Here is a 26,318-nt window from a genome sequence, read left to right on the forward strand (position 1 = left end):
GGCGCTACTTGTCGATGTCGCCGACGACGAAGAACATCGAGCCGAGGATCGAGATCAGATCGGCCACGACGCAGCCTCGTACGACCTCGGGCAGGACCGCGATGTTGTTGAACGACGCCGAGCGCAGCTTGAGCCGCCACGGCGTCTTCTCGCCGCGCGAGACGAGGTAGTAGCCGTTGATGCCGAGCGGGTTCTCGGTCCAGACGTACGTCGACCCCTCGGGTGCCTTCACGATCTTGGGGAGCTTCACATTGATCGGACCCTGCGGAAGGTCGCGCATCCGCGCGACGCAGGCATCGGCGAGATCGAGCGAGACCCGCACCTGGTCCAGCAGGCACGAGAACCGCGCATAGCTGTCGCCCTCGGTCCGAGTCACGACCTTCAGGTGCTTGTCGGCGGCCAGGTCGGCGTACGCGAGGTAGGGCTCGTCGCGGCGCAGGTCGAAGTCGACACCAGACGCGCGAGCGATCGGCCCGGAGACTCCGTACGCGTGGACGAGGTCGGGACTGAGAACGCCGACGCCCTTGGTCCGGGCCGCGAAGATCTCGTTGTCGAGGAGCATGTCCTCGATCTGGCCGAGACGGCCCCGTACGGCGCCGACGGCGGAGGTGACGCGGTCGAGCCAACCGGCCGGGAGGTCCTCCTTGAGCCCACCGACGCGGTTGAACATGTAGTGCATCCGGCCCCCGGAGATCTCCTCCATGACCTCCTGGATCGTCTCGCGCTCGCGGGTCGCATAGAACAGCGGCGTGATCGCGCCGAGCTCGAGGGGGTAGGAGCCGAGGAAGAGCAGGTGGTTGAGGACGCGGTTGAGCTCGGCCAGCAGCGTACGGGCCCAGGTCGCGCGCTCGGGCACCTCGAGCCCGAGCATCCGCTCGACCGCGAGGACCACACCGAGCTCGGAGGAGAACGCCGAGAGCCAGTCGTGGCGGTTGGCGAGCACGAGGATCTGGCGGTAGTCGCGGACCTCGAAGAGCTTCTCGACGCCGCGGTGCATGTAGCCGACGATCGGCTCGCACCCGACGATCCGCTCACCGTCGAGGGTGAGGCGCAGCCGGAGCACACCGTGGGTCGCCGGATGCTGCGGGCCGACGTTGAGGACCATGTCGGCCGTGCCGAGATCGACGCCGCCGCCCCGCTCGTGACCGAACCCGGCGGCACCCGCGCCGACGCCGACGGTGAGGCGGGTCGGGGTGCCGGGCTGGTCGCCTCCGGGCTCGCTCACGGACATGCCGTTCAGCCTAGCGGCGCGGGCGCCGCGAGCGAGCCCGGTGCGCCTCAGCAGCTCTCGAGCGGTGTCCCGTCGGCGACACGCCACTCGGAGCGCTCGTCGAACATCAGCGGGACGAGCGCGCGGTTGGCCTGCGCGAGGCTCACGACGTACGAGTCGGCAGCCCGCGTGGCCTTGAGGTCGTGCAGGTCGAGTGCCTGACGTACCTGCGCGAAGACCTCGGGCGTGATCCGGTAGCCGCACATCGGTTCCGGCTCGACCTGCTCGGGGAGGGTCGGCACCATGTCGTCCTGCCCGCCGAAGTAGACGATGCCGCCCTGCGACGCCCCCAGGTCGATCGCCCGCTCGGCGGCCGCCGCCGTCTCGCGCGCGAGCGTCCGGCGGTTCTCCGCGATCATCTGCGCCGAACCGAGCGCGCTGGCGTAGTTCGTGTCGACTCGTCGGTTGTTGAGGACACGGACGTCGGCCGCCTCGTCGTCGTTGAGCGGACGGGTGGCCGTCTCGCTCAGCATGCCGACGACGTTGACGAGCCCAGCGTAGTTGCGCAGGATGCGCACCTGCTCGTCACCGGCGACCTGGAGGAACGGCTCGCCGTCCTTGACGTAGTGACCGTAGATGCCGGCTGTGAAGCCTTCGTCGCGGGCCTGAGCGGCGGAGTACTCCTCGCTCATCTCCTCACTCAGGCTGTGGATGGTGTCGTCGACGTTGCGGTTGCGCGGCCAGAGGTGGAGGAGGTCGGTCCGGTAGTACTCGCTCGGACCGTACTCGTGGAGGTCGTTGAGCACGTCGGGGTTCCAGTCGCGGATCACCTTCGTGATGGCACGGGCCTCGGGCGTCGCGAGCCCGAGGTAGTCGCGGTTCACGTCGACGCGGTCGGCGTTGCCGCGGGTGTTGGCGACCCAGCCGTCCGGGTTGGCGTTGACGAAGAGCACCGTCGTACGCGAGAGGAGCCGGGTGACGGTGGAGGACTTGCTCGTGGCGAGGTCACGCGCGAGCTTCATGCAGGCCTCACGGCCGGACGGCTCGTTGCCGTGCACCGAGCAGACGAACATCGCGACGGAGCCCTCTGCGGCCTTCGCTTGGTTCTTCGGTGCGGGGGCGCCGATCGAGACGAGCTGGAGCGGGCGGCCCTGCGTCGTACGTCCGATGTCGCTGACCGAGACCCGCTTGCTGGACTGGTCGAGCTGGCGGTAGAACGCGAGCGACTCCGGGTGGGTCGTCCACTGCGCACCACCCGACCTCTCGAACGGGGTCTGCAGAGTGGCCGGCGCCTTGCCCGCGGCTGCGGTGAGGGCCTTCTCGAGGGAGTCGTCGCGCTGGTCGGCGCCGGCCGACGTCCCGCTTGCGGCGAGGAGCGATCCTGCCAGCGCCGCTCCCGCGGCAGTGGCGAGGACCTTGGACCAGGGGATGGGTCGTGTGGAGCGCAAGGGTGTTCCTTTCGCTGGTGGCAGACCGTGCCCGAGCGACGTGCTGTCCTCGCGGTTGCCACGTGAGGTTCCGCTCACGTTCGTGGACCGGAGCAGGCTCGGCAACCCGAGTTCGTGAAAATCGAAGACAAGATGGGCGTTGAGATGTTAAAAGGTCGCTCCCAGGTCACACCTTCGGAGGTTGCGATGCGCAGCACGATGCAAGACGTCCCGCTCGGGCTAGGCCGGCTCATGCAGTACGGCACGACCGTGCACGCCGAGGCCACGGTCGTGACGGCGACGGCCGACGGCACGAGAACGACCACGTACGGCGAGATCGGACGTCGCGCGGCCCGCCTCGCACGCGTCCTGCGCCGCCTCGGCGTGACCGGGGACCAACGGGTCGGCACGTTTATGTGGAACAACGCCGAGCACCTGGAGGCCTATCTCGCGGTCCCGTCGATGGGGGCCGTGCTCCACACGATCAACATCCGGCTGTTCCCAGAGCAGGTCACCTATGTCGTCAACCACGCCGAGGACTCCGTCGTCCTCGTCGACGCGTCGCTCGTGACACCGTTCGCGCCGCTGCTGCCGACGTTCGAGACCGTCACGCACGTGCTCGTGACCGGGCCCGGCTCCGACACGATCGACCTCGCTCCTCTGCAGACGTCGGGCAAGGCCGTGCTCCGGTACGAGGACGCGCTCGCGCTCGAACCCGACTGGTTCGCGTGGCCCGAGATCGACGAGCGTGCCGCGGCGGCGATGTGCTACACGAGCGGCACCACCGGCAACCCGAAGGGTGTCGTCTACAGCCACCGTTCGGCGTACCTGCACTCTATGGCGATGGCGATGGGCGACAACGCCGGCATCGGGCCGAACGATCGCGTCCTCCCAGTGGTGCCGATGTTCCACGCGAACGCCTGGGGCCTCCCGTACGCGGCCGTCCTCGTCGGCGCCTCGCTCGTGATGCCGGACCGGTGGCTCCAGGCCGAGCCGCTGGTGCGGTTGATCGAGGAGACGCGTCCCACGCTCACGGGCGGGGTGCCGACGATCTTCAACGACGTCCTCGGCTGGGTGGACGAGCACCCGGCCGACCTCACCTCGCTCAGGCTCGCCCTCTGCGGTGGGTCCGCGGTGCCGCTCTCGCTGCAGCAGGCGCTGTGGGAGAGGCACGGTGTGCGCGTCCAGCAGGCGTGGGGGATGACCGAGACCTCACCCGTGGCGACCTCGGGCATGCCGCCGGTCGGCGTCGCCGACGAGGAGGCCTGGCGATACCGCGCGAGCCAGGGCAGGATGCTCGGCGGGGTCGAGGGACGTCTCGTCGGCGACGACGGGCAACCGCTGCCGCACGATGGGGAGGCGGTCGGCGAGCTCGAGGTGCGCGGCCCGTGGATCACCGGCGCCTACCACCGCGACGACGACCCGGAGAAGTTCCGCGACGGGTGGCTGCGGACCGGCGACGTCGGCACGATCGATCCGCGCGGCTACGTCACGCTCACCGACCGCGCGAAGGACGTCATCAAGTCCGGCGGGGAGTGGATCTCTTCGGTCGACCTCGAGAACGCGCTCATGGCCCACCCCGATGTCGTCGAGGCCGCGGTCGTCGGGATCCCGGACGAGAAGTGGCAGGAGCGCCCGCTCGCGACCGTCGTGGTCCGGGCGGGTGCGACGGTCACACCGAAGGACCTGCGCGAGCACCTGTCGGGCTCGGTCGCGAAGTGGCAGCTGCCCGACGCGTGGACGTTCGTCGAAGCGGTCCCGCGGACCTCGGTCGGCAAGTTCGACAAGAAGGTGCTCCGCAAGGCGTACGCCGACGGCGACCTGGAGGTCGTACGGGGGGAGTGACTCAGCGAACGGGGGTGATGACCCACCAGAAGTCGCCGAGGCCCCCCGACGCGGTCAGCTCGGCCGCCTCCGACGCCGCGACGAGCGCGGCGACATAGGCCTGCGGGTCGGACGAGGCGAGCGAGAGCGGCGGGCGCGAGCCGTCGACGCCGAGATCGCGGAGGACGTCGCGCTGGCGGGCGAGGGTGCCGCCGACGGCGGTGGCGAGGGCGTCCACCGCCACGTGCGCGGTGACGTCGCAGCTGCCGTCGGGAACGACATCGGCCTCCACCCCGTCGCGGTAGGCTCGCAGGCTCCCGTACGGGGGCCGGTCGGCTGCACGGTGCCCGTAGTCGACGGCGATCGCCGCCCCACCCTCCACGCGTGAGACCACGTCGCGCCAGAGCGCCTCCCTGGCGATCCCGACCTCCGCCCGCTCACCGGGTTCGGTCAGCGGCCACCAGGCCTCGACCCACTCCAGCGTTCGAGGGTCGCGTACCGGGGCGCCCAGCTGCTCGGCGCCGGTCGCCGGATCGACGAGCACCGTACGGAGGATGCCGTCGCGGTCCCGCTCGACGATCTCGCACGGCACGTCGTCGAGCAGCTCGTTGGCGAACATGAGCCCCTCGAGCTGCTCAGGGAGGTGGTCCCTCCACCCGATCCGTTCGGGGAGCTCGGGGGGACGCGGACGGACGTCGACCCCGAGGAGTGCGAGCTGGCCCGGCGCCATCGCGTCGAGCGCCGTCAGCAGCTCTCCGCGCCCCGCGCCCACGTCCACCACCGCATGCAGGTCATGGCGGCGGACATAGGCGAGGATCGCGGCCGCGAAGACCGTCGACGCGTGCACGGACGTCCGGAAGTGCGTCGCCGGTGACTCGCGGCGATAGAAGCCGTCAGGTCCGTACAGGGCGTCGTCCCACGCCTCACGCCAGCCGATCACTGCTCCGCGTACCGCGACCGGAGGATCGCCCGTCGCCGGGTGCCTTCGCGGTTGTCGCCCTTCTCGATGATCACGAGGTTGTGGTAGCAGTGCACGGCGACGACGTGAAGGTCCGTGTAGGTGGGCTCGTACGACTCGTCCACGAACTCCTCGTAGTTCAGACCGTCGACGAGGGACTTGACCAGCGCCATCGTGGTCGTCGGATCGTCGAAGTCGTCGCTGCCGCCGCGTTCGGGCCAGTACGACGTCTGGGTGTCCTCGATCGCGTACAACCCGCCGTTGGCCAGCCTGGGGAACAGGTAGGCGAAAGTTGCGCGGACGTGCTCGGAGCGGTGGCTCCCGTCGTCGATGACGATCGTGAGCTCGCCGACCTCGTCAAGGATGCGTTGGAGCACCGCAGGGTCGGCCTGGCTGCCTTGGTAGGTCGTGATCCGTTCGCCGTCGACGAACGACTTGTCCTGGAGGTCGAGCCCAACGACCTGCGCATGGCGGAAGAAGTGCTTCCACATCCGCAGGGACTTGCCGCCGCGGCCCTTGCGGGCGTAACCCCCGATGCCGATCTCGAGGAGGTTGATCGGCTGGTCGCGGAGGGGCGCGAAATGGCGCTCGTAGTGCGGCGTGTAGCGGTGGGTCCCCCACTTGTCCGTGCGGAAGTGCCGCGCCAGTTGCGTGAGGTCCATCTCCGCGAGCCGCTGCGCGCGAGGCTTGCGGGGTGGCGCAGGCGTGGGGCGGCGCCGGAGCGGGTCGCGCAGGCGGCCCCACGCGGCGTCACCGACCAAGGGCTTGATCCACTTGACGGCGAAGGACTTCGCAGGCTGGCTCACGTCTGCCTCGTTCCGCGGGTCGGCTGCAGAACACTGTAGCCAGCCGGACGGTTCGTGCAGCCGATCAGGCGAGGTAGGAGTCCAGCGATTCGCTCACTGGCAGCGGCACGAACCCGGTCGCCTCGATCTTGGCGAGGTCCAGGACCGAATGTCGGGGGCGCGGCGCGAGGTCCTTGCCCTCGCCGTACGCCTCGGTGGAGATCGGCGTGACGTCCTCGGGGTCACGACCGCAGCGGGCGAAGACGTCGCGCGCCACCTCGTACCAGGACGCGGGCTCGCCGCCCCCACTGAGGTTGTACGTGCCGTAGGGGGCGCCCGTCTCGAGCAGGTGGACGATCCCGCGTGCGAGCTCGGTGGTGAACGTGAGGCGGCCGACCTGGTCGTCCACGACTGACGGGTTGACGCCGTCCTTCGCGAGCCGTGCCATGGTCCGGACGAAGTTGCTGCCGTCGCCGATCACCCAGCTCGTCCGTACGACGTAGTGGCGCGGGGTCGTCGACACCACCACGTCGCCGGCGGCCTTGGTCTGCCCGTAGACGCCGAGCGGCGAGAGCGGCTCCGACTCGTCGTGGACCTCGCGCGTGCCGTCGAAGACGTAGTCGCTGGAGATGTGCACGACCGTCAGCCGGTGGCGTGTGGCGGTCGTCGCGAGGTGCACGAGCGCGCTAGCGTTGGACGCCCATGCAGCGATGCGGCCCTCCGGGGTCTCGGCGACGTCGACCGCTGTGTAGGCCGCAGCGTTGATCACCGTGTCGTAGCGCGACCAGTCGACCGCGTCGTACGCCGCAGGGTCGGTCATGTCGAAGGTGTCGAGGTCGACGGCGTCGGCCTCGGGGAGCATCGCGCGCAGGGCACGCCCGAGCTGGCCGTACGCGCCGAGGACGAGCGCGCGACGGGGCTCCATTGGAGTGACGTCGGCCAGGAGGGGATTGGCGCGGTCCTTGTCGGAGACCTCCGCGTCGGCGAGCGGGATCGGCCAGTCGATCCCCAGGGCCGGATCGTCGAGGGCGACCGCCGTGTAGGCGACGTCGGGACGCCAGTGCTCGTTGACGAGGTAGGCATAGGTCGTGCCGTCCTCGAGCGCCTGGTAGGAGTTGCCGACGCCCCGGGGGACGAAGACTGCGACGCCCGGGTGCAGGTCGACGGTGACGGTGGTCCCGAAGTTCGGGCCGGGACGCAGGTCGACCCACGCCCCGAAGGCCTTGCCGGTCATCAGCGACACGAGCTTGTCCCACGGCTCGGCGTGGATGCCGCGGGTCGCGCCCGCGCTCGCGTTGTAGGAGACGTTGTTCTGGACGGGGCCGAAGTCGGGCAGGCCGAGCGCGAGCATCTTCTCGCGCTGCCAGTTCTCCTTGAACCAGCCTCGGCTGTCGCCATGGAGCGGAAGGTCGACGACGAGGAGGCCCTCGATCGAGGTGCTCCGGACGGAGGGGCTCGTGCTCACTGGCCAGCCTCGGCGTAGCGCGCCTCGACGGCTTCCTTCTTGGGGCGCCACCACGCGTCGTTGTCGCGGTACCACGCGATCGTCGCCTCCAGGCCCGCGCCGAAGTCGGTGAACTGAGGTGCCCAGCCGAGCTCGGTACGGAGCTTGGTCGAGTCGATCGCATAACGCATGTCGTGGCCGGGACGGTCGGTGACGAGGTCGTACGCGTCGGCGGGCTGGCCCATGAGCTCGAGGATGGTCTCGACGACCTCGCGGTTGTTCTTCTCGCCGTCGGCGCCGATCAGGTAGGTCTCGCCGATCTTGCCGTGCTCGAGGATCGTCCGCACCGCGCTCGAGTGGTCCTCGGTGTGGATCCAGTCGCGGACGTTGAGGCCCTGGCCGTACAACTTCGGGCGGCGCCCGTCGAGGACGTTGGTGATCTGACGCGGGATGAACTTCTCGACGTGCTGGTAGGGCCCGTAGTTGTTGGAGCAGTTGCTCAGCGTCGCCGGGACGCCGAACGACCGGACCCAGGCGCGTACGAGGAGGTCGGAGCCTGCCTTGGTGGACGAGTACGGGCTCGAGGGGTTGTACGGCGTCGACTCGGTGAAGCGTGCCGGGTCGTCGAGCTCGAGGTCGCCGTAGACCTCGTCGGTCGAGACGTGGTGGAAGCGGGTGCCGTGACGGCGGACCGCCTCGAGCAGCGTGAACGTGCCGATGAGGTTCGTCCGCACGAACGGGCTCGGGTCGGACAGCGAGTTGTCGTTATGCGACTCGGCGGCGAAGTGGACGACCGCGTCGTGGTCGGCGACGAGCGGGTCGACGACGTCGGCGTCCGCGATGTCACCGACGACCAGGCTCACCCGGTCGGAGGGCAGTGCGTCGATCGCCTCGCGGTTGGCGGCGTAGGTCATCTTGTCGAGCACGGTGACCGAGGCATCGGTCGTCTCGACGAGGTGCTGGACGAAGTTGGAGCCGATGAACCCGGCGCCGCCGGTGACGAGAATCGCGCGCATCGGACCAGGGTAGCGAGCGGTTGTTCGAGACGGAGACTGTAGACCCCACTTCGTCTCACGTGACGAGGTCCCCGGGCGGCTCAGGAGACGGTGTCGAGCGCGAGGCGGCCGCCGGTGGCCTGACCGCGTGCGACGTTCGTCATCCAGCAGTCGTTGTGCCACACGACGGCGAGGCGGAAGCGAACGGGCTGCTCGCCCATCGAGGTCGCGAGCGTAGGCGTGTCGAGGTCGCCCGTGATCCTGAACCCGTCCACCCATGGCGAGATTTTCGGGGCCCGCACGTCCAGCGGGGTCTGTACGACGTCCCCGGTTTCCTCGCCAATGACGTCGAGCGTCGCGGTCACCGTGCCGACGTGTGAGGCGCCCGTTCCGGTGGCACGAGTCCGAAGCCGGGCGCCGAACCGGTCTGCGCGGAGGCGTACGGCGTGGACCATGGCGCCGTGGAAGGTCACGCGTGAAGACGCCTGCGCCTTGACCGTGCGGAAGACTCGCGCCCAGTCCTCGGCGAAGCGCTGCGGTGAGTGCTCCGAGGCCTTCACATAGGCGGCGGCGCTCATCCGAGCCACGAGGTCGGGGTCGGAGGTCAGGTCCAGGATGCGGGCGGCGAAGGACTCGACGTCCCCGGGCGGCACGAGGTAGCCGTCGATGCCGTCGCTGATCTGCTCGCGCGGTCCATACCGGATGTCGTAGCTGATCACGGGGCAGCCTCGGCTCATCGCCTCCAGCGTGGCCAGCGGATATCCCTCGTGGACGCTGGTGAGGACGAAGGCAGCAGCTGTGGCGATCGCATCTCGGGCACTCGGGTCGTACCCGTGGAAGGTGACCGCGTCGTCGATCCCGAGATCTCGGGCCGCGGCCTCGAGGACCGCGCGGTTGGCTCCGTCGCCGTAGATGTCGAGCCGGAGCGCAGGGTCTGTGCGTCGGGCGATCTCGAGGGCGCGCAGCGCGTGCGAGACCCGCTTCTGCCCCTCCAGGCGGGCGACCGTCACGAGACGTTTGAGGTCGCGCGGAGGGGTCGGGTCTGGGAACGTGCGCGGCTCCACGGCGTTGGGGACGACGAACAGGTTGTTGGTCGCGCCCTCCCTGAGGGCGAGCTCGTCTCGGTGTCGTTCGGTGAGGAGCACGACGCCGTCGAGGGCGTGAAGACGCCCCAGCACTTTCGCGTAGGGGGCTTTGAGGGCAGAGTCCCACCGACCGCCGCCGGGAGTGTGGGGATTGTGGAACGCGGCGACCAGGTGCATGCGGCGCTCGCTGAGTCCGAGCAGGAGCGGCAGCACGCGCCGCGAGTCGGACACGACGAATCCGTCGCCAGGACCGACCAGCTCACGAAGCCACTGCTGGACGAATGCGGCGCGGCTCTCGTGGCAGCGCACGACGCGCGCGTCGTGGTCAACGATCTCGACCAGTCGCGGCGCGAGGGTCGTCCGGACGGCCACGGACCCGTCCGCCCGCAGGTAGTCGACCACCTCGGGCCTGGCGTCGGTCGCGGCTCCGGGGTGCCGGTAGACGACCTGGTACGGGGTGCCGTCGGCGCGATTCACCGCAGTTGCGGCGAGGTCGACCGCGGGGAGCGCCTCCGTGCCGGTGCCGATCGTCGCGGGGTCGCGGGTCGCGTAGTCGTCGTAGATGTTCGCGACCTCGACATGCTCGGTGAGCGTGCCGCGCTCCAGGAGGACCTCGCAGGTCCGGTCGAGATCGGGGAGATCGCCGACGGTGGCGATCACGCTCCTGACACCGTCGTGCTCGGCGAGCATCCGCGCCCGCATCAGCATCACCGCCGTCCGGCCGCCCTTGTCGAGCCTCAACGCGCTCGCGAACGACACGTACGTGCCCTCGGGAACGAGGGCACGGTGCGGGCACACGGTCGTCACCATACTCGCGCAACCCTTTTGCGCACCATGCGTGAAATCTCAGCGGAGCAGCCGCCGCAACGCCCAGCGGTGTCGTCGGAGGTTGAAGGTGAAGTCGTCGCCGAAGGCGATCTTGCGCATCGTGGGGTCGCGCTCCTGCGGGATGCTCCGGCCCCAGAAGTAGTGGATGTCGTTGCCGTTGACAGCGGCGATGAGCGCCTCGTTCTGTGCGCGGTAGCCGTCTCCGGAGATGAGGATGATCCGCGCCTGCGGAGCGTGCATCATCGTGAACATCCCGCTCCCGCCATACCCGGCGACGATCCGCGCCCGGGCGAACAGCTGCACCTGCTCGCCGTACGAGTACTGCTCGGGATGCACGATCGCGAACCCGCGGTCGGCGAAGAGATGCTCGATCGCCGGTCCCTGGTGGCAGAGGCGCCGCGAGCTGCGGGTGACGAAGATCCGTTCGGCGCGCAGAGGTGGCTCGATGTCGGCGAACGCCTCGCGGATGCGGGCCCAGGTCTGCGCGATCGCCGGCGAGACGTAGCGCGGGTTCTCGAACTCCGGGTCTGCGGCGACGAGGTTCTCCACGTCGAGCACCTCGTCTCCGTACTGGGTGACGATGCTCGACCGCGGGATGCCGTAGGCGGTCAGGATGTCGTGGACGTACTGGGGCACGCGCGACTGACCCGGGCGGAGGCTGATGAGCGGCCTGATGTCGGGGTGCTCCTCGCGGGCACGCTCCCAGCCCCACAGCCGCGACACCACCTCGGTGGACACGTGGCCGAAGTGCCCGGGGTACTCGGTGTCCAGGTAGTAGAGCGTGCCGTCCCACGTTCGGTGCTGGTCCGGACGCCACCGCGGCCGGATCACTGCCATGTCGTCACTGGACCGGACGAGCCCGGGGTGCCGCAGCCTGGGCGCGTACTGGTGTCGGAACGAGTCGGGGAGCCAGTAGTCGCCATAGGAGACGAGCTGCCGAGGGTAGGTCTGGGCCCGCGTGTAGTGCCGCAGCGCGAGCGGCGGGACGGTGAACGGCCCGGCGGCGACGTCGGGCCCCCTCCCGTGCGTGGTGACCTCGGCCCGTCCGGTGAACGTGGTGCCGGGGAGCTCGAGGAGGCCTGTCACCGGCGATCCTTCGCCGTACCGGGCCTCGAGAACCGGCACGGTCTCGGCGATGTGCAGCATGCGCAAGAGCGTGTGCCGCTTGGTCACGAGCGCGAGATCGCGGTGGTACGAGACGCTCTCGAGAGAGTGAGCGAAGGCGTCCAGCCAGCTCGACCAGCCGTGGGCAGCCGGTGGCTCGGGGGAGCGTCGTACGGCCTCCTCGATGACGGCCCTGACCGACTCTCCGACGTCGGCGACAGTCTTGTCCCCGGGGGTGCGATCGATGTGCTCGACCGCGAGCACCCCGCCTGCCTCGACGTATCCGTGGAGCTTGCGCAGCGCCGTCACCTGGCCCAAGGTCTTGCGATGCAGCGCGATCACCAGCAGCTGCGGGCGCGGCAGCACGGACAAGATGGCGCTGAACCCCCCGCTGCCGTGCCACGGGTGTCGACGCACGTTGTCGAGCGGTTCCTGGTCGGACACTCCCTCTGGGGGGTTCCACGGCGCTGCGAGCACGTGCACGGTCGCCTCCGGATAGCGCTCCGCGAACGTGTCGGCGAGCGCGGTGGCGTAGGCACGCCCGACGACGACCACCTCGGTCAACGGCATTGCCATGCCATCGACGGCTGCCTCGTACGCGTGGAGATGGTCGAGCGCGGCGGAGGCCTGCGGGACCCCCCGCCGCAGCCCGATCGCATCGAGCGACTCGTCCGTCATGCAGCCATCGTGCCGGTCTTGCGGGCTCGCGCCACTCGTTGTGCACGCGTGTCCCTCTACGATGGCCCGATGCGTGGCATCATCCTGGCGGGCGGCACCGGCTCGCGCCTTCACCCGATCACCCTCGGCACCAGCAAGCAGCTCGTGCCGGTCTACGACAAGCCGATGATCTACTACCCCTTGTCGACGCTGATCCTCGCCGGGATCCGCGACATCCTCGTGATCACGACACCTGAGGACGCGCCGCAGTTCGAGCGCCTCCTCGGCGACGGCTCGCGTTTCGGCATCTCCCTGACGTACGTCCAGCAGCCCAGCCCCGACGGGCTCGCGCAGGCCTTCATCCTCGGCGCGGACCACCTCGACGGTGGCGCGGCGGCACTCGTCCTGGGCGACAACATCTTCTACGGACCCGGCATGGGCGGCCAGCTCACCCGGTTCGATGCGCTCGAGGGCGCGGCCATCTTCGGCTACCAGGTCAGCGACCCGACGGCGTACGGCGTCGTCGAGTTCGACGACGCCGGCAAGGCGCTCTCGTTGGAGGAGAAGCCCGCCGAGCCGCGCAGCAGCTTTGCGGTTCCTGGCCTCTACTTCTACGACTCCGACGTCGTGGACATCGCCCGTTCGCTCGAGCCGTCGCCCCGAGGCGAGCTGGAGATCACCGATCTCAACAGGGTGTACCTCGATCAGGGCAGGCTCCAGGTCGAGATCCTGCCGCGTGGCACCGCCTGGCTCGACACGGGGACCTTCGACTCGCTCAACGACGCGTCGAACTTCGTCCGGACGATCGAGAGTCGTCAGGGCCTCAAGATCGGGTGCCCGGAGGAGGTTGCCTGGCGGGCCGGGTTCCTCTCGGACGACGAGCTGCGCGAGCGCGCCGAGCCGTTGGTCAAGAGCGGCTACGGCGCTTACCTGCTGGGCCTTCTCGGCTCGTGAGCGAGGTCGCCTTCGGCGGCGCCCTCCTCGGCCGAGCCAGCTGGAGCGGCCTACACGCGCTCGAGCTGCGTGGACGCCTCACCCGAGGCGGCGTGCCCGTAGCCGTCGCGGTCAAGGGACCGCACGGTGAGGACGTCGTCCGCGCCGACGTCACCGGTAGCGCTGACGCCTTCGTCGCCACGCTGGACCTGACAGCGCTGAGCCCCGTGCCTCGCCGATGGTGGCGGCGCCCTGCGCTGGACGGTCCGGCCCAGGTGCTCGTCGTCGTCGAGGCCGGCGGGCGCCGGCACGAGCTGCCCTGGGAGGCACGCCCGCGCGGGGCAGCGAGTCGTCGCCTGTCGTGGTCGGGGGCACAGGGCGGGCTGGGCATCCGCCTGCGTTGGGACGACGAGGCAGGTCTCATCGTGCAGTCAGAGTCGTGCGTCGCCGTGCTGCGCGAGGTTCGCGTCGACGGCGACGCCCTGGTGCTCGATGTGGAGGGCACCTACGACGCGCTCGGCGTCGGAGGACTCGAGGGAGCGGGTCCGACCCGGATCGCGGTGCGCGACGGTGCCGGGCAGGTGTCGGCGACCGATGTCCCCGACGGGTCGTCCCCGCTCTGGGCCCGTCGCCGCAGGACGTGGGAGCCCGTCACATGGGCGGTCGGGCATCCGGTGACGGGCGCGACCGCCGACGGCCTGCGTATCGACGCGATGCGCGACGGTCGGGTGCGGCTGGGCACGCAGCCGGCGATGCTCGCCGACGCGGTCGAGGTGACGGGCGGCGGATCGTCCGGGCGCGCCGTCGTCGTCCGGGGGCGGTCGGTCGGCCAGGTCGAGCGCCCGAGCGAGATGTGGATGATCGGTCCTCACCGACGCTTCTCGGCCTCGATCTCCTGGGACGGCGATCGGTTCTCGGTCCGGCTGCCGCTCGAGGTGACCGGCTGGTACGGCGAGCCCTCGACCCCACCGAGCGGCCGGTACGACCTCGCGTTCGACCAGGAGGGTGAACGGCTCCTCAAGACCACACCGTGTGGGCTGCCCGATGCCCCGGTCCGCGGAGTATGCGACCGGTGGTCGGCAGCTGTCCAGGTCACCACCGCCAACCGCGTCATGGTGGAGGTCGAGTCGCCGCTTCGCCTCGACGAGCGTGCGCCGGCCCTCCAGCGCGCACTGCACAACCAGTACCGCGCCACGTCGCCATCACCGCTGCGCATCGCCTACTTCGAGTGCTACAGCGGTTCGAGTGCGACCGACGCCGCGCGTGCGATCCATGACGAACTGCGCCGACGGGGGTCGGACCTCGAGCTCGTGTGGGGTCTCCAGGACTGGTCCGTCCCCGTCCCCGAAGGCGGCCGCGGAGTCGTCCGGTTCTCCCGCGAGTGGTGGGACGTCGTCTCCACGGCGTCGTACCAGACGTACGACGCGGCCGTCCCGGCTCAGCTCGAGCGCCGGCCTGGCCAGACCATCCTGCAGACCTGGCACGGCACGCCGTTCAAACGACTCGGGAGTGATCGCGGCGTCGTGCGCGCCAACCAGCCCCGATACCAGGAGGCATGGGAGCGCGCGATCTCCCGGTGGGACGTGCTGCTCTCGCAGAACCCGTGGAGCACGGAGGTCTTCCGTCGGGCGTGGAACTTCCAGGGTCCCATCCTCGAGCTCGGCTATCCCCGTAACGACGTCCTCGCCCTCGCGAGCGACGACGACGAGGCTGTGGCGCGAGTCCGACTGGGTCTCAACCGTGACGACCTGGTCGTCCTTTATGCGCCGACCGTGCGCGACGGCGACCGGGTGATGCCGATGCTGCTCGACGTCGAGCGGGTCGCAGCTGCCCTCGGACCAGGCGTGACCGTGCTCGTACGAGGGCACATGCTCACCCGCCGGTGGGCATGGGCGGGCACGAGCCGGTCGATCGTGGACGTGACCGACTATCCGGAGATCAACGATCTCTTCCTCGCCGCCGACGCCACGATCACCGACTACTCGTCGATCATGTTCGACTTCTCGGTCACAGGGAAGCCGCTGGTCTTCTTCGCGCCCGACCTCGAGGACTACCGCGACCGGCGTCGCGGCACGTACTTCGACCTCGCGGAGAGGGGCCCCGGTCCCGTCGCGTCCACCACGGAGGAGGTCGTGGCCGCGCTCGCGGACCTCGAGTCCGTCCGTGCACGGTACGCGGAGCGGTACGCCGCCTGGCGGGCCACGTACAACCCGCGCGACGACGGCCACGCCGCCGCACGTGTCGTCGACGCGGTGTTCGACGGCGGCTGATCAGACGAGGTCGTCCCGCCCCGCGTCGCGCCAGCGTGCGACGAGCTCCTTGACCTGCTGGGCGTGGGTTGTCGTGGTGACGAGCAGCGCGTCGGGCGTATCGACCACGACGATGTCGTCGACTCCGAGGACGGACACGGTCCGTCGATCGGTGACGATCAGACCGCCGCTCCGTACGGACTCGACGAGAGCAGGGTCGCCGAGCACGGTGATCTCACCCGGCTGTGCGCCGAGCGCCTCAGCGACGGCAGCGAAGTCCCCGACGTCGGTCCACTTGAAGGTGCCGGGGACGGTGGCGACGCCGCCCGCTGTGGCGACCGGCTCGGCGACCGCGTGATCGATCGCGATCCGGGTGAGAGTCGGCCAGAGTCGCTTGAGCGTCGTCGCGCGCTCCGGGCCGTCCCACGCGTCGGCGATGGCATCGAGGCCTTCGCGCATCCGCGGCTGCTGCTCACCGAGGTGGCGCAGGAGGACGTCGGCGCGGGCGACGAACATCCCGGCGTTCCATCGGAACGCATCCGACTCGACATAGCTGCGGGCCGTGTCGGCATCGGGCTTCTCGACGAATCGGGAGACGGCCGTGGCGTCGGGCGCACCGGAGAGGCCCAGAGGCGCGCCCGCCTCGACGTACCCGTACGCCGTCGACGGCGCGGTCGGTGTGATCCCGATCGTCGTGACGTAGCCGGACTGCGCCGCGGCGGTCGCCTGGCGCACAGCGTCGGCGAACTCCTCCTCGCCCTCGACGAGGTGGTCGGCAGCGAACGAGGCGACCACGGCGTCGGGGTCACGCCGCGCGATCAGCGCGGTCATGAGGCCGATCGCGGGCATCGAGTCGCGAGGCGAAGGCTCCGCGATGAGGTTCTCAGCCCGCAGGTCGGGCAGCTGGGCAGCGACTGCATCGCGGTGGTGGACGCCGGTGACGACGTTCACGCCCGCGGGCCCGACGAGCGGCACCAGCCGGTCGTACGTGTGCTGGAGCAAAGAGCGGCCACTTCCGGTCAGGTCGAGCAGAAACTTGGGCCGTGACCTGCGCGAGACGGGCCACAGCCGCGTGCCCGCGCCGCCGGCCGGCACGATCGCCTGCAAGGACGGGACGAGTTCGGACATGGCGCTCCTCGGGAGGTCGGACGTCGCTCGCCTCAGCGTAGGGGGCCGCCGCTTCACAGGCGCCCAGCCCACGGCGAGACCCGACTCGGCCACGGTCTACCATGCTCGGGATGTCCGCGACCGTTCAGAGCCGACGCGCTCTCCCCACGGTCGGGACACCTGCGTCCGCGAGCAGCTATCTCCGCCCGGAGATCCAGGGGCTGCGCGCGATCGCGGTCGGGCTGGTCGTGATCTTCCACCTCTGGCCCCACCGGCTGCCGGGCGGCTATCTCGGCGTCGACGTCTTCTTCGTCATCTCCGGCTACCTGATCACGGCCCACATCCTGCGTGAGTCCGACCGGACCGGACGGATCGCGCTCGGCAAGTTCTGGGCGCGACGGGCACGGCGGCTTCTGCCCGCGGCCTACCTCGTGCTCGGGGTGTCGCTGGTCGCGGTCTTCCTGTGGGTGCCCCGGATGCTGTGGCAGCAGTTCGTCCGCGAGGTCGGCGCCGCTGCGCTGTACGTCGAGAACTGGGCGCTGGCCGCCGACGCCGTGGACTACCTCGCTGCCGACAACGTCGCCTCACCCGCGCAGCACTACTGGACCCTGTCGGCGGAGGAGCAGTTCTACATCGTCTGGCCGGTGCTGGTGATCGCCGCCCTGTGGTGCGCGCCGATCCTGTCGACGCGGCTGGGCCAGCGCCGCCAGCACATCGCAATCTTCGCCATGCTGGCGACCGTCACGGTCGCGTCGTTCGTGTACTCGCTCCACCTCACCGCCACCGATCCCGCCACGTCGTACTTCGTCACGACGACCCGTGCCTGGGAGTTCGGCGTCGGAGCGCTGCTCGCCTTCGTGCCGGTGCTGGCCGGGCGCGCGAGCCTGCGGGCGCTGGTGTCGCTGCTCGGCCTCGTCACGCTCGCGGTCTGCGCGATGCGCATGGACGAGGCGACCCCGATGCCAGGCACGGCGGCGGTGTGGGTCGTGCTGGGGACGGCGGCGCTGCTGTGGGCCGGCCACCCGTCGTCGGTCGCCTGGTCGCCGACGCACGCGCTGTCCTGGCGCCCTGCGCAGTTCATCGGCGACATCTCGTACTCGGTGTACCTCTGGCACTGGCCGCTCATCGTGATCCTCCCGTACGCGACGGGCTCGTCGCTCGGGACGCTCGACAAGATCGCCATCGCCGTCGTGACCATCCTGCTGTCCTGGGCGACCAAGAAGTGGGTCGAGGATCCCGTACGCACGACGCGGCGCCTCGGCATCCCGCGCTCGGGCGTGACCTTCGGCCTGGTTGGCGCGACCGCCGGCGCCCTCGTCGCCGGCTGCTTCGTCGGTTGGAGCGTCGTCGACTATGACAACGCCGCCCGCGCGGAGGCAGCGGAGTCGCTCCTCAAGCAGCACGGCGCATGCTTCGGCGCGGCGGCGCGTGACCCGAAGCTCGCCGACACATGCCCGGACCCGGCGCTCGACAAGGTGGTGATCCCCGACCCGTCGGAGGTCAAGAAGGACCACGCCGCCTACCGCCGCTGCCTCAAATACCTCCGCGGCGACGACTTCGAGGGCTGCCCCTTCGGCACCCCGCGCCGCGGTGTCCCGCACGTCGCCGTCGTCGGCGACTCCCACGCCCGTGCGCTGATGCCGATGTTCGAGATCCTCGTCGACCAAGGCGTCCTCACCGCCGAGATGATCGCCTCGCCGAGCTGTGGCTGGTCGACCCTCCCCCCGGCGGCGGGCAACCCCGAGTCGCGCAAGGTGGCCTGCGCCGAGATGAAGGCCAACCTCGACGAGCTGCTGAGGGCCGAGCCGGACCGCTTCGACTTCATCGTCACCACCAGCCGCGCCTCGAGCCAGCGAGCGAGCGAGGAGGCACGCGTCCAGGGCGTGCTCGACGTCTGGGAGCCGGCCCTGAAGGCGAAGACGCCGATCGTCGCCATCCGCGACAACCCTGAGGGCGGTCGGCGTGCAGAGGACGACCCCAACATCTGCCTGGGCGAGGTCGGCGCCGCCCGCGCGGCCGAGTGCGCGCTGTCGCGCAAGGCCGCCATCACGGACGTCTTCGACCCGTACGAGCAGGCGGTCGAGCGCTCGAAGCGAACCACGTACGTCGACATGACGAAGTGGTACTGCGACAAGGACAAGTGCCCGGTGGTGATCGGCGGCGCGAACGTCTTCAGCGACAGCAACCACGTGACGATCACGTACGCCCGCACGCTTGCGCCGTACTACAAGGCGGCGTTCGCGAAGGCCGGGCTCCTCGACTGAGCCTGGATGTGACCCGCCCCACAACTCGGTTACAGCAAGGTTTCGCGCACGTAGACTTAAAGAGTCCATTTGTCTGGTACCCCGTACGGGGACTGGAACGAAAGGCACGTCGATGAAGTCCCTCCACGCCGTAGGTGTGATCGGCGCAGGTCGCGTCGGAGCGGTGCTCGCCGCCCGGCTGCGCGAAGCCGGCCACGAGATCGTCGCCGTCAGCGGCCGGTCCGCCGCCTCTCGCACCCGCACAGACACGCTGCTCCCTGGCGTCCCCGTGCTTGCGCCCGCACAGGTCGCGACCCGCGCGGACCTCCTCCTCCTCGCCGTCCCCGACGACGCGCTCCCCGGTCTTGTCGCCGAGCTCGCCCTCGACGGCCACCTGCGACCCGGCCAGGTCGTCGCCCACACGAGCGGACGCCACGGCCTCGGCGTGCTCGCCGCCGCCGCGCACGTCGGCGCGCGCCCCGTCGCGCTCCATCCCGCGATGACGTTCACCGGCACCGACGTCGACCTCGCGCACCTGTCCGGAGCCGTCTTCGGCCTCACCGCCGGCGAGGACGAGCGCGAGATCGCGGAGACCCTGGTCGCCGACCTCGGTGGACGCCCGATGTGGGTCCGCGACGAGGACCGGACGACCTACCACGCGGCGCTCGCTCACGGCGCGAACCATCTCGTCACGATCGTGTCGCAGGCCATGCAGATCCTGCGTCGTACGGGCGCTGCCGACCCGGCCGCGGTCCTGCGCCCGCTCCTGACCGCTGCGCTCGAGAACGCGCTCCTCTACGAGGACGCCGCACTCACCGGCCCGGTGGTGCGTGGCGACATCGAGACCGTGCGCGCCCACCTGGCGGCGATGGCAGACCAGCCCGTGCCGACGATGGACGCGTACGTGGCGATGGCACGTGCCACCTCCGCCCACGCCGTCGCCGACGGCCGACTCGATGCGGGTGGCGCGGTCGAGATCCGACGGATCCTGCGCGAGTCCGAGTGGGATGTCCTGGCGACCCTGGTCGCCGACGAGGGCACCCGGACCGGCGCGTGAGCGCCCCGGTCGTCGCCACGACGCGCGAAGAGCTCGACACCGCACTTGCCATCCCACGCCGCGACGGCCGCACCGTCGCTCTCGTCCCCACGATGGGTGCCCTCCACGAGGGCCACCTCAGCCTCGTCTCGTACGCCCGCGAGCGCGCCGACCTCGTGGTCGTGTCGATCTTCGTCAACCCGACCCAGTTCGGTGCCGGCGAGGATCTGGCCCGCTATCCCCGGACCTTCGAGCGCGACCTCGCCCAGCTGACCCGGGCCGGGGCCGACGTGGTCTTCCATCCGGCCGACTCCGAGATGTACCCCGACGGTCCGGACACGAGCGGCGTCACCGTCGACCCGGGACCTCTCGGTGCCGAGCTCGAGGGCGCCGTGCGGCCGGGCCACTTCCGGGGTGTCCTGACGGTGGTCGCGAAGCTGCTCGGCCTGACGCGTCCGGACGTCGCGGTCTTCGGCGAGAAGGACTACCAGCAGCTCGTGCTGATCCGCCAGATGGTGCGCGCGCTGTGCATGCCGGTCGCCGTCGAGGGCTGCCCGACCGTACGGGAGGACGACGGCCTGGCGATATCCTCGCGCAACCGCTACCTCGACCAGGCGCAGCGCGCGCTCGCCGTCACCCTGTCCAGGGCGCTTGCCGCGGGCCGCGACGCCGCACCGCTCGGTGGGGAGGCCGTGCTCACCGCCGCGCGCGAGGTCCTCGACTCCGAGAGCGCGGTCGTCGTGGACTACCTGGCCCTGCGTGCACCCGACCTCACGCCGCTCCGCCCGGGGTGCGACGCGCGCCTCCTGGTCGCCGCCCACGTGGGCGAGACCCGGCTGATCGACAACGTCGCCCTCGCCCTCGGACCGCCGGAGGACCGCTGATGCTCCGCACGATGATGAAGTCCAAGATCCACCGCGCCACCGTGACCCAGGCGGACCTGCACTACGTCGGCTCGGTGACGGTCGACGCCGATCTGCTCGAGGCGGCCGACATCCTGCCCGGCGAGCTCGTGCATATCGTCGACATCGACAACGGCGCGCGGCTCGAGACGTACACGATCGCGGGCGAGCGAGGTTCGGGCGTCATCGGGATCAACGGCGCCGCCGCGCGACTCGTCCACCCCGGCGACCTCGTGATCTTGATCGCCTACGCCCAGGTGACAGACGCGGAGGCCCGCGCCCTGGAGCCGCGGGTCGTCTTCGTCGACACCGAGAACCGACTCGTCGCCACCGGTTCCGACCCTGCCGAGCCCGTCCCGGGGTCCGCGACCGTACGCGGCGATGTCACTGCAGCCCGGTCGGTCTGAGGAGGGCCTTGCGCCATGATGGAGCGGTGAGCCTGCTCTGTCTCGACGTCCGCAACAGCCAGACCGTCGTCGGCGTGTTTGACGGTCTGCGGCTGGTCGCGAGCTGGCGGGTGGCGTCGGTCGACACGCGGACGGCTGACGAGTGGCACCTGATGATCAAGGGGCTCCTCGCCGAGCGGGGGATCGCGGACATCGACGCGGTCGCCCTGTCGTGCACCGTCCCGGCGATCCTGCACGAGATGCGCGCCCTGCTCGAGCGGCACTACGACGACTGCACTGTCTCGATCGTGGAGCCCGGCACCCGTACGGGGGTCTCGATCCTGATGGACAACCCGCGCGAGGTCGGTGCCGACCGGATCGTGAACGCCGCCGCCGCCGGCGAGCTGTACGGCGGACCGTGCGTCGTGGTCGACCTCGGCACCGCGACGACCTTCGACGTCGTCGACGAGCGCGGCCGCTACGTCGGCGGCTCGATCTCGGCAGGCATCGGCATCTCGCTCGAGGCGCTGGCGCGACGCGGGGCGCAGCTCCGGTCGGTCGAGCTCACCCGGCCCCGCGGCGTGATCGCCAAGAACACCGTCGAGGCGATCCAGTCGGGCATGGTGTTCGGGTTCGCCGGGCTCGTCGACGGGATCGTGTCGCGGATGGTGCGCGCGCTCGACCACGACGACGTCACGGTGGTCGCGACGGGGAGCCACGCCGACGTCGTCCTGGGGGAGTGCGCGACGATCACCCGGCACGAGCCCGACCTCACGCTCATCGGGCTGCGGATCGTGGCGGAGCGCAACGCCTAGCGCTCTAGGTGGGTTCAGCGCTCCCGGCGCAGGTAGCCCGATGGGTTCTGGGTGAGGAAGTAGCGCTCGCAGCGCGGATCGACCGCGTAACGGCGGTCTTCGGCGAGGAACTCCGCCACCGCCTCGTAGGGGCCTGGCCCGTGGTCGGGTGCGGCCGGGTGACCATTGACGTTCGTGTCCTCGACGATCAGGTACGAGCCGACGGTCACCAGTGGTGCGTAGGTGTGCAGCTCTGCGGCGACGTGCTGCTGGGAGTGGTCGGAGTCCAAGATGACCAGGACCGGGGAGCCGTCGGTGGGGATCCGCTGGCGGATCTCGTTGACGATGTCCGGCGCGACCGATGACCCGATCAGGTACGTCAGCCGCGGATGCGTCGGCCGCTCGTCGCCGTGGGGGTCGATGTCCACCGACACGACCTCGCCGTGGCCGAGCGTCTCGAGCCGGTCGGCGAGGAACAGCGCGCTGCCACCCCTGAAGGTTCCGGTCTCGACGACCAGGCCGGGACGGAGCTCGTCGATCAGCTCCTGGTAAACCCACATGTCCGTCGGGCACTTGTACGTTGCGATCCCGCGGTACCACGTGTCCTTCCAGGTCTGCCGGGACACGTGGTAATAGAGAAGATGGAACTGGTTGCGGATGACGTCGCCGACGATCGCGGGCGGCGGATCGACGGGCTGCGACTGAGGGCTCCAGAGTGCGGAGAAGGCTGCTGCGACGGCCTTCTGCTCCTTGGGAGTGAGGGCGCCCTTCCTGGCGCGCGCCGCGGTGGAGCGCAGTGCCATCGTGACGAGCGCATCGGCTGCCTCCCCTCGCTCGCTCCTCGCGATCAGGGTCTGTGCCCGGCCGAGAGCGAGATCGTCGATTCGGCGTACGAGGCGGGCACGAACGCGCTGGACGGGGGAGCGAGGCACGGGGGCTCCTTCGGGAGGGAGAAGTCGATCCCGCAAGGTAGCAGGGGCACCGTCCGCGGTCACGGGTCGTGGCCGACCTCGGACGTGCGGAAGGCTCGCACAGGCCGCCCGACTACCCTGGGACGCATGACAGACGCCGTCCCCGCCGTGCCCGCCGACGACCTCCCGGAGCAGATGCGCGTCCGGCGCGAGAAGCGTCAGCGGCTGCTCGACAAGGGCGTCTCGCCGTACCCGCTCACCGTGCCCTACACCCACACGATCCGCGAGATCGTCGCGGCGCACGACGCTGAGGCTCTCGGGCTCGACGCGCACACCGGCGAGGACGTCGCGACGGCCGGGCGCGTGATCTTCCTGCGCAACACTGGCAAGCTCTGCTTCGTCCGGCTGCGCGAGGGTGACGGCTCCGAGATCCAGGGCATGATCTCTCTCGCCGAGGTCGGCGAGGAGTCGCTCGCAGAGTTCAAGGCGCTCGTCGACATCGGCGACCACCTCGCGGTCGAGGGCGAGGTCGTCACCAGCCGTCGCGGCGAGCTCTCGATCCAGGTGCGTGCCTGGCAGATTGCCGCCAAGACGCTGCGGCCGCTGCCCAACGAGCACAACCCGTTGTCCGAGGAGCTGCGGGCGACGATGCGCTACGTCGACCTCGTCGTGCGGCCCGAGGCGCGCGAGGTCGTCCGCGCCAAGGCGACGATCCTCCAGTCGCTGCGCCGTACGCTCGACACCCGTGGATTCATCGAGGTCGACACCCCGGTGCTGCAGTTCACCAACGGCGGTGCCGCAGCGCGTCCCTTTGCCACCCACATGAATGCGTTCGACCAGGAGATGCTGCTCCGCATTGCGCTCGAGCTGCACCTGAAGCGCGCGCTGGTCGGAGGTGTGGATCGTGTCTACGAGATCGCGAAGACCTTCCGCAACGAAGGGGTCGACAACACCCACAATGTCGAGTTCGCGATGCTCGAGGCCTATCAGGCCTATGGCGATTACCACACGATGGCCGATCTTCTCCGTGACCTCGTCCGTGACGCCGCCCGTGCACTCGGTCGCACCGTCGTGACCGGACGCGACGGCAGCGAGATCGATCTCGAGGCCGAGTGGCGCTGGGCCAGCATCCACGAGCTCGTCTCCGAGGCCGTCGGTGCTGACGTCGCGCTCGACACGGACGAGGAGACGCTGCGCAAGCTGGCCGCCGAGCACGAAGTCGCGCTGCGAGACGGCTGGGGGCCGGGCGAGATCGTCCTGGAGCTGTTCGAGAAGCTCGTCGAGCACACGCTCATCCAGCCGACCTTCGTCGCCGACTACCCCCAGTCCGTGCGCCCGTTGGCCAAGCCCCACCGCAGCAAGCCCGGTCTCGCCGAGGCGTTCGACCTCATCATCAACGGCGTCGAGCTTGCGCCGGCCTACTCCGAGCTCAACGATCCTGTGCTGCAGCGCGAGCTGCTCACCGAGCAGGCGGCGCTCGCCGCAGCGGGTGACCCGGAGGCGATGGATGTCGACGAGGACTTCTTGCGCGCGTTGGAGTTCGGCATGCCGCCGGCCGGTGGAATGGGTCTGGGTGTCGATCGCCTTGTGATGCTTCTCATGGGCGTCGGTATTCGCGAGGCAATTCTTTTCCCGGCGTCTCGCGAGGCCTGATTTCGTCGCACCCCGTGTCGGTCATTGTCGGGATTTCTTGCGAGGCGTATTGTGCCAAGCATGGCTCAAAAAATTCAGGTGATCCTGGTCGACGATATCGATGGCGGCACGGCAGAAGAGACCGTTTCGTTCGCGCTTGACGGTGTTTCGTACGAGATTGACCTCTCTGCGAAGAATTCCAAGAAGCTGCGCGATGCATTTGCTCCGTACGTGGCTGAGGCACGCAAGTCGCGAGGCGGGCGCCGGAGGTCTGCGGCCGGCGGTACGAATCGTCGTCGTAGCGGCGGCGCGGGCAGCGCGTCCGAGATCCGCGCATGGGCGCGCGACAACGGCTATGAGGTGTCCGAGCGGGGACGCGTGAGCGAGGAGGTCCGCTCGGCGTACGAGGCGGCCCGTTGAGGGCACGGCCACGGCATCTGGTGGGGGTTGATGTCTAGGGTCGGCCAAGTCCGCGGTAGGTCCAGCCGGCGTTGCGCCAGGCCTGGGGGTCGAGCACATTGCGGGCATCGATGATGGTGGTGCTGCGGACCTGGATGGCGAGCTCGGTGGGGTCGAGGTCGACGTACTCGCGCCACTCAGTGAGAAGCAGCACCAGGTCGGCGTCGGCGACGGCTTGCTTCACGTCGGCGACATACCTGAGGTCCGGGTGGATCCGGGCCGCGTTGGCGAGCGCGTGCGGATCGGTCACCCGCACCTGGGCGCCGTGCCCGTGCAGCCGCGCGGCCACGTCGAGGGCTGGGGAGTCACGGACGTCGTCGCTGTTGGGTTTGAACGCCGCACCCAGCACCGCGATCGTGCGCCCGGCCAGGGACCCGTCCAGGACCTGCCGGGCGATCTCGACCACCCGGTCACGGCGACGCAGGTTGATCGTGTCGACCTCACGCAGGAACGTCAACGCCTGGTCCGCCCCAAGCTCCCCAGCCCGGGCCATGAAAGCCCGAATGTCCTTGGGCAGGCAGCCGCCGCCGAACCCGAGGCCAGCGTTCAGAAACCTACGCCCGATCCGGTCGTCGTGCCCGATCGCGTCAGCCAGCGCGCTCACGTCACCACCGGCGACCTCGCATAGCTCGGCCATCGCGTTGATGAAGGAAATCTTGGTCGCCAGGAACGAGTTCGCCGCCACCTTGACCAACTCCGCGGTCGGGTAGTCGGTGACCACCAGCGGCATCCCCTCGGCCAGGGGCGCCGCATACACCTCGTCGAGTACCGCCCTGGCTCGTTGCCCCGCAGGTCCTTCGGGCAGCCCGTAGACGATCCGGTCAGGATGCAGGGTGTCCTGCACCGCGAACCCCTCCCGCAGGAACTCTGGGTTCCACACCAAAGTCGCTCCCGGCTGCACCTCAGCGACCCGCGCCGCCAACCGCGTTGCCGTCCCCACCGGCACCGTCGACTTCCCCACCACCACATCACCCGGCGCCAGGTGGTCAGCCAGTGCGGTAAACGCCGCGTCGACATAGCGCATGTCGGCGGCGTTTTCGCCCGCCTTCTGGGGCGTCCCGACACACACGAAGTGCACCTGGGAACCGGCAGCGTCAGCCGACTTGGTGCTGAAGCGAAGACGCCCCGAGGAGAGCGCACGTTCCAGGAGTTCGCCGAATTCCGGCTCGAAGAACGGGGTCTCGCCTGCCGACAGGGCCGCGATCTTGGCCTCGTCGACGTCGATACCGACGACCTCATGACCTACCTCGGTCATGCATGCGGCGTGAACCGCACCGAGATAGCCGCACCCGACCACCGACACTCGCATGCCCGCGACCCTAGCAACCGCCCGGGAATCGCCTGATCCC

21 protein-coding genes are annotated in these 26,318 nt (G+C 69.9%); 10 read left to right on the top strand and 11 right to left on the bottom strand.

Translation table 11 applies throughout. The annotated features are described in order from the left end of the window. Nucleotides 1-4: 4 nt before the first annotated feature. Nucleotides 5-1,231 (bottom strand): NADH-quinone oxidoreductase subunit D, encoded by a 1,227-nt coding sequence (locus tag ACFSDF_RS04360; protein ID WP_377156352.1) that lies wholly within the window; start codon nucleotides 1,229-1,231, stop codon nucleotides 5-7. A 47-nt stretch (nucleotides 1,232-1,278) separates the two neighbouring features. Continuing rightward, nucleotides 1,279-2,658, bottom strand: coding sequence for a M14 family zinc carboxypeptidase (locus ACFSDF_RS04365; protein WP_167006212.1), 1,380 nt, complete (start codon nucleotides 2,656-2,658; stop codon nucleotides 1,279-1,281). 186 nt (nucleotides 2,659-2,844) lie between these two features. Between ACFSDF_RS04365 and ACFSDF_RS04370 the strand changes: the two genes are divergently transcribed. Then, on the top strand, nucleotides 2,845-4,482 hold the full coding sequence (locus tag ACFSDF_RS04370; protein ID WP_167006210.1) for a long-chain fatty acid--CoA ligase: 1,638 nt from the start codon (nucleotides 2,845-2,847) through the stop codon (nucleotides 4,480-4,482). Between the two features lies 1 nt (nucleotide 4,483). Here ACFSDF_RS04370 and ACFSDF_RS04375 read toward each other — a convergent pair whose 3' ends face one another. From ACFSDF_RS04375 to ACFSDF_RS04400, 6 genes are all read right to left on the bottom strand, one after another. Further along, entirely contained in the window at nucleotides 4,484-5,401 is a 918-nt protein-coding gene (locus ACFSDF_RS04375) for an SAM-dependent methyltransferase (protein WP_377156355.1), read from the bottom strand. Continuing rightward, nucleotides 5,398-6,225, bottom strand: coding sequence for a class I SAM-dependent methyltransferase (locus ACFSDF_RS04380; protein ID WP_377156357.1), 828 nt, complete (start codon nucleotides 6,223-6,225; stop codon nucleotides 5,398-5,400). The genes ACFSDF_RS04375 and ACFSDF_RS04380 overlap by 4 nt, the downstream gene beginning before the upstream one ends. 64 nt (nucleotides 6,226-6,289) lie before the next feature. Beyond that, a complete protein-coding gene (locus tag ACFSDF_RS04385) occupies nucleotides 6,290-7,669 on the bottom strand; it encodes a sugar nucleotide-binding protein (protein ID WP_377156359.1) in 1,380 nt (459 codons plus the stop codon). Continuing rightward, the gene (rfbB, locus tag ACFSDF_RS04390; protein ID WP_167006199.1) at nucleotides 7,666-8,664 is read right to left on the bottom strand and encodes a dTDP-glucose 4,6-dehydratase; all 999 of its coding nucleotides are present in this window, start codon (nucleotides 8,662-8,664) and stop codon (nucleotides 7,666-7,668) included. Before rfbB ends, ACFSDF_RS04385 begins: the two co-directional genes overlap by 4 nt. Nucleotides 8,665-8,744: 80 nt before the next feature. Beyond that, complete coding sequence (locus ACFSDF_RS04395; RefSeq protein ID WP_377156361.1) at nucleotides 8,745-10,538, bottom strand: glycosyltransferase; 1,794 nt, start codon at nucleotides 10,536-10,538, stop codon at nucleotides 8,745-8,747. Between the two features lie 36 nt (nucleotides 10,539-10,574). Next, complete coding sequence (locus ACFSDF_RS04400) at nucleotides 10,575-12,338, bottom strand: glycosyltransferase family 61 protein (protein ID WP_377156363.1); 1,764 nt, start codon at nucleotides 12,336-12,338, stop codon at nucleotides 10,575-10,577. 69 nt (nucleotides 12,339-12,407) lie between these two features. Here ACFSDF_RS04400 and rfbA point away from each other — a divergent pair, with 69 nt between their 5' ends. Then, the gene (gene rfbA, locus ACFSDF_RS04405; protein ID WP_167006191.1) at nucleotides 12,408-13,271 is read left to right on the top strand and encodes a glucose-1-phosphate thymidylyltransferase RfbA; all 864 of its coding nucleotides are present in this window, start codon (nucleotides 12,408-12,410) and stop codon (nucleotides 13,269-13,271) included. Further along, entirely contained in the window at nucleotides 13,268-15,520 is a 2,253-nt protein-coding gene (locus tag ACFSDF_RS04410; RefSeq protein ID WP_377156365.1) for a CDP-glycerol glycerophosphotransferase family protein, read from the top strand. The genes rfbA and ACFSDF_RS04410 overlap by 4 nt, the downstream gene beginning before the upstream one ends. On the opposite strand, the gene ACFSDF_RS04415 is transcribed toward ACFSDF_RS04410, so the two are convergent. Beyond that, nucleotides 15,521-16,627: a mannose-1-phosphate guanylyltransferase gene (locus ACFSDF_RS04415; protein WP_377156367.1), complete on the bottom strand. Its 1,107-nt coding sequence runs from the start codon at nucleotides 16,625-16,627 to the stop codon at nucleotides 15,521-15,523. It abuts the gene before it with no gap. A 110-nt stretch (nucleotides 16,628-16,737) separates the two neighbouring features. Here ACFSDF_RS04415 and ACFSDF_RS04420 point away from each other — a divergent pair, with 110 nt between their 5' ends. From ACFSDF_RS04420 to ACFSDF_RS04440, 5 genes are all read left to right on the top strand, one after another. Beyond that, nucleotides 16,738-18,870, top strand: coding sequence for an acyltransferase family protein (locus ACFSDF_RS04420; protein ID WP_377156369.1), 2,133 nt, complete (start codon nucleotides 16,738-16,740; stop codon nucleotides 18,868-18,870). Between the two features lie 112 nt (nucleotides 18,871-18,982). Next, nucleotides 18,983-19,906: a Rossmann-like and DUF2520 domain-containing protein gene (locus ACFSDF_RS04425; protein WP_377156371.1), complete on the top strand. Its 924-nt coding sequence runs from the start codon at nucleotides 18,983-18,985 to the stop codon at nucleotides 19,904-19,906. After that, entirely contained in the window at nucleotides 19,903-20,769 is an 867-nt protein-coding gene (gene panC, locus ACFSDF_RS04430) for a pantoate--beta-alanine ligase (RefSeq protein WP_377156373.1), read from the top strand. Before ACFSDF_RS04425 ends, panC begins: the two co-directional genes overlap by 4 nt. Continuing rightward, nucleotides 20,769-21,194, top strand: coding sequence for an aspartate 1-decarboxylase (panD, locus tag ACFSDF_RS04435; protein ID WP_167006182.1), 426 nt, complete (start codon nucleotides 20,769-20,771; stop codon nucleotides 21,192-21,194). Before panC ends, panD begins: the two co-directional genes overlap by 1 nt. Nucleotides 21,195-21,220: 26 nt before the next feature. Next, complete coding sequence (locus ACFSDF_RS04440; RefSeq protein ID WP_167251487.1) at nucleotides 21,221-21,988, top strand: type III pantothenate kinase; 768 nt, start codon at nucleotides 21,221-21,223, stop codon at nucleotides 21,986-21,988. A gap of 14 nt (nucleotides 21,989-22,002) precedes the next feature. Here the strand turns inward: ACFSDF_RS04440 and ACFSDF_RS04445 are convergent, their stop codons facing one another. Further along, the gene (locus tag ACFSDF_RS04445) at nucleotides 22,003-22,899 is read right to left on the bottom strand and encodes a CmcI family methyltransferase (protein WP_377156376.1); all 897 of its coding nucleotides are present in this window, start codon (nucleotides 22,897-22,899) and stop codon (nucleotides 22,003-22,005) included. A gap of 126 nt (nucleotides 22,900-23,025) precedes the next feature. Here ACFSDF_RS04445 and lysS point away from each other — a divergent pair, with 126 nt between their 5' ends. Together lysS and ACFSDF_RS04455 are read left to right on the top strand one after the other, a co-directional pair. Next, on the top strand, nucleotides 23,026-24,531 hold the full coding sequence (gene lysS / locus ACFSDF_RS04450) for a lysine--tRNA ligase (protein ID WP_377156378.1): 1,506 nt from the start codon (nucleotides 23,026-23,028) through the stop codon (nucleotides 24,529-24,531). A 60-nt stretch (nucleotides 24,532-24,591) separates the two neighbouring features. Next, nucleotides 24,592-24,930, top strand: coding sequence for a histone-like nucleoid-structuring protein Lsr2 (locus ACFSDF_RS04455; protein ID WP_377156380.1), 339 nt, complete (start codon nucleotides 24,592-24,594; stop codon nucleotides 24,928-24,930). Between the two features lie 34 nt (nucleotides 24,931-24,964). On the opposite strand, the gene ACFSDF_RS04460 is transcribed toward ACFSDF_RS04455, so the two are convergent. Beyond that, nucleotides 24,965-26,278 carry a UDP-glucose dehydrogenase family protein gene (locus ACFSDF_RS04460; RefSeq protein WP_377156383.1) on the bottom strand — a complete coding sequence of 438 codons (1,314 nt, stop codon included), beginning with the start codon at nucleotides 26,276-26,278 and terminating at the stop codon, nucleotides 24,965-24,967. Nucleotides 26,279-26,318: the final 40 nt, after the last annotated feature.

Origin of the sequence: Mumia zhuanghuii, assembly GCF_042681565.1 — a bacterium.
GTDB lineage: Bacteria > Actinomycetota > Actinomycetes > Propionibacteriales > Nocardioidaceae > Mumia.

Excerpts from the sequence above, each read along its gene's own strand:
- ACFSDF_RS04360 (WP_377156352.1), bottom strand. The coding sequence starts at position 1,231 with ATGTCCGTGAGCGAGCCCGGAGGCGACCAGCCCGGCACCCCGACCCGC.
- ACFSDF_RS04370 (WP_167006210.1), top strand. The coding sequence starts at position 2,845 with ATGCGCAGCACGATGCAAGACGTCCCGCTCGGGCTAGGCCGGCTCATG.
- rfbB (WP_167006199.1), bottom strand. The coding sequence starts at position 8,664 with ATGCGCGCGATTCTCGTCACCGGCGGCGCCGGGTTCATCGGCTCCAAC.
- ACFSDF_RS04395 (WP_377156361.1), bottom strand. The coding sequence starts at position 10,538 with ATGGTGACGACCGTGTGCCCGCACCGTGCCCTCGTTCCCGAGGGCACG.
- ACFSDF_RS04400 (WP_377156363.1), bottom strand. The coding sequence starts at position 12,338 with ATGACGGACGAGTCGCTCGATGCGATCGGGCTGCGGCGGGGGGTCCCG.
- rfbA (WP_167006191.1), top strand. The coding sequence starts at position 12,408 with ATGCGTGGCATCATCCTGGCGGGCGGCACCGGCTCGCGCCTTCACCCG.
- ACFSDF_RS04415 (WP_377156367.1), bottom strand. The coding sequence starts at position 16,627 with ATGTCCGAACTCGTCCCGTCCTTGCAGGCGATCGTGCCGGCCGGCGGC.
- ACFSDF_RS04420 (WP_377156369.1), top strand. The coding sequence starts at position 16,738 with ATGTCCGCGACCGTTCAGAGCCGACGCGCTCTCCCCACGGTCGGGACA.
- ACFSDF_RS04425 (WP_377156371.1), top strand. The coding sequence starts at position 18,983 with ATGAAGTCCCTCCACGCCGTAGGTGTGATCGGCGCAGGTCGCGTCGGA.
- panD (WP_167006182.1), top strand. The coding sequence starts at position 20,769 with ATGCTCCGCACGATGATGAAGTCCAAGATCCACCGCGCCACCGTGACC.
- lysS (WP_377156378.1), top strand. The coding sequence starts at position 23,026 with ATGACAGACGCCGTCCCCGCCGTGCCCGCCGACGACCTCCCGGAGCAG.
- ACFSDF_RS04455 (WP_377156380.1), top strand. The coding sequence starts at position 24,592 with ATGGCTCAAAAAATTCAGGTGATCCTGGTCGACGATATCGATGGCGGC.
- ACFSDF_RS04460 (WP_377156383.1), bottom strand. The coding sequence starts at position 26,278 with ATGCGAGTGTCGGTGGTCGGGTGCGGCTATCTCGGTGCGGTTCACGCC.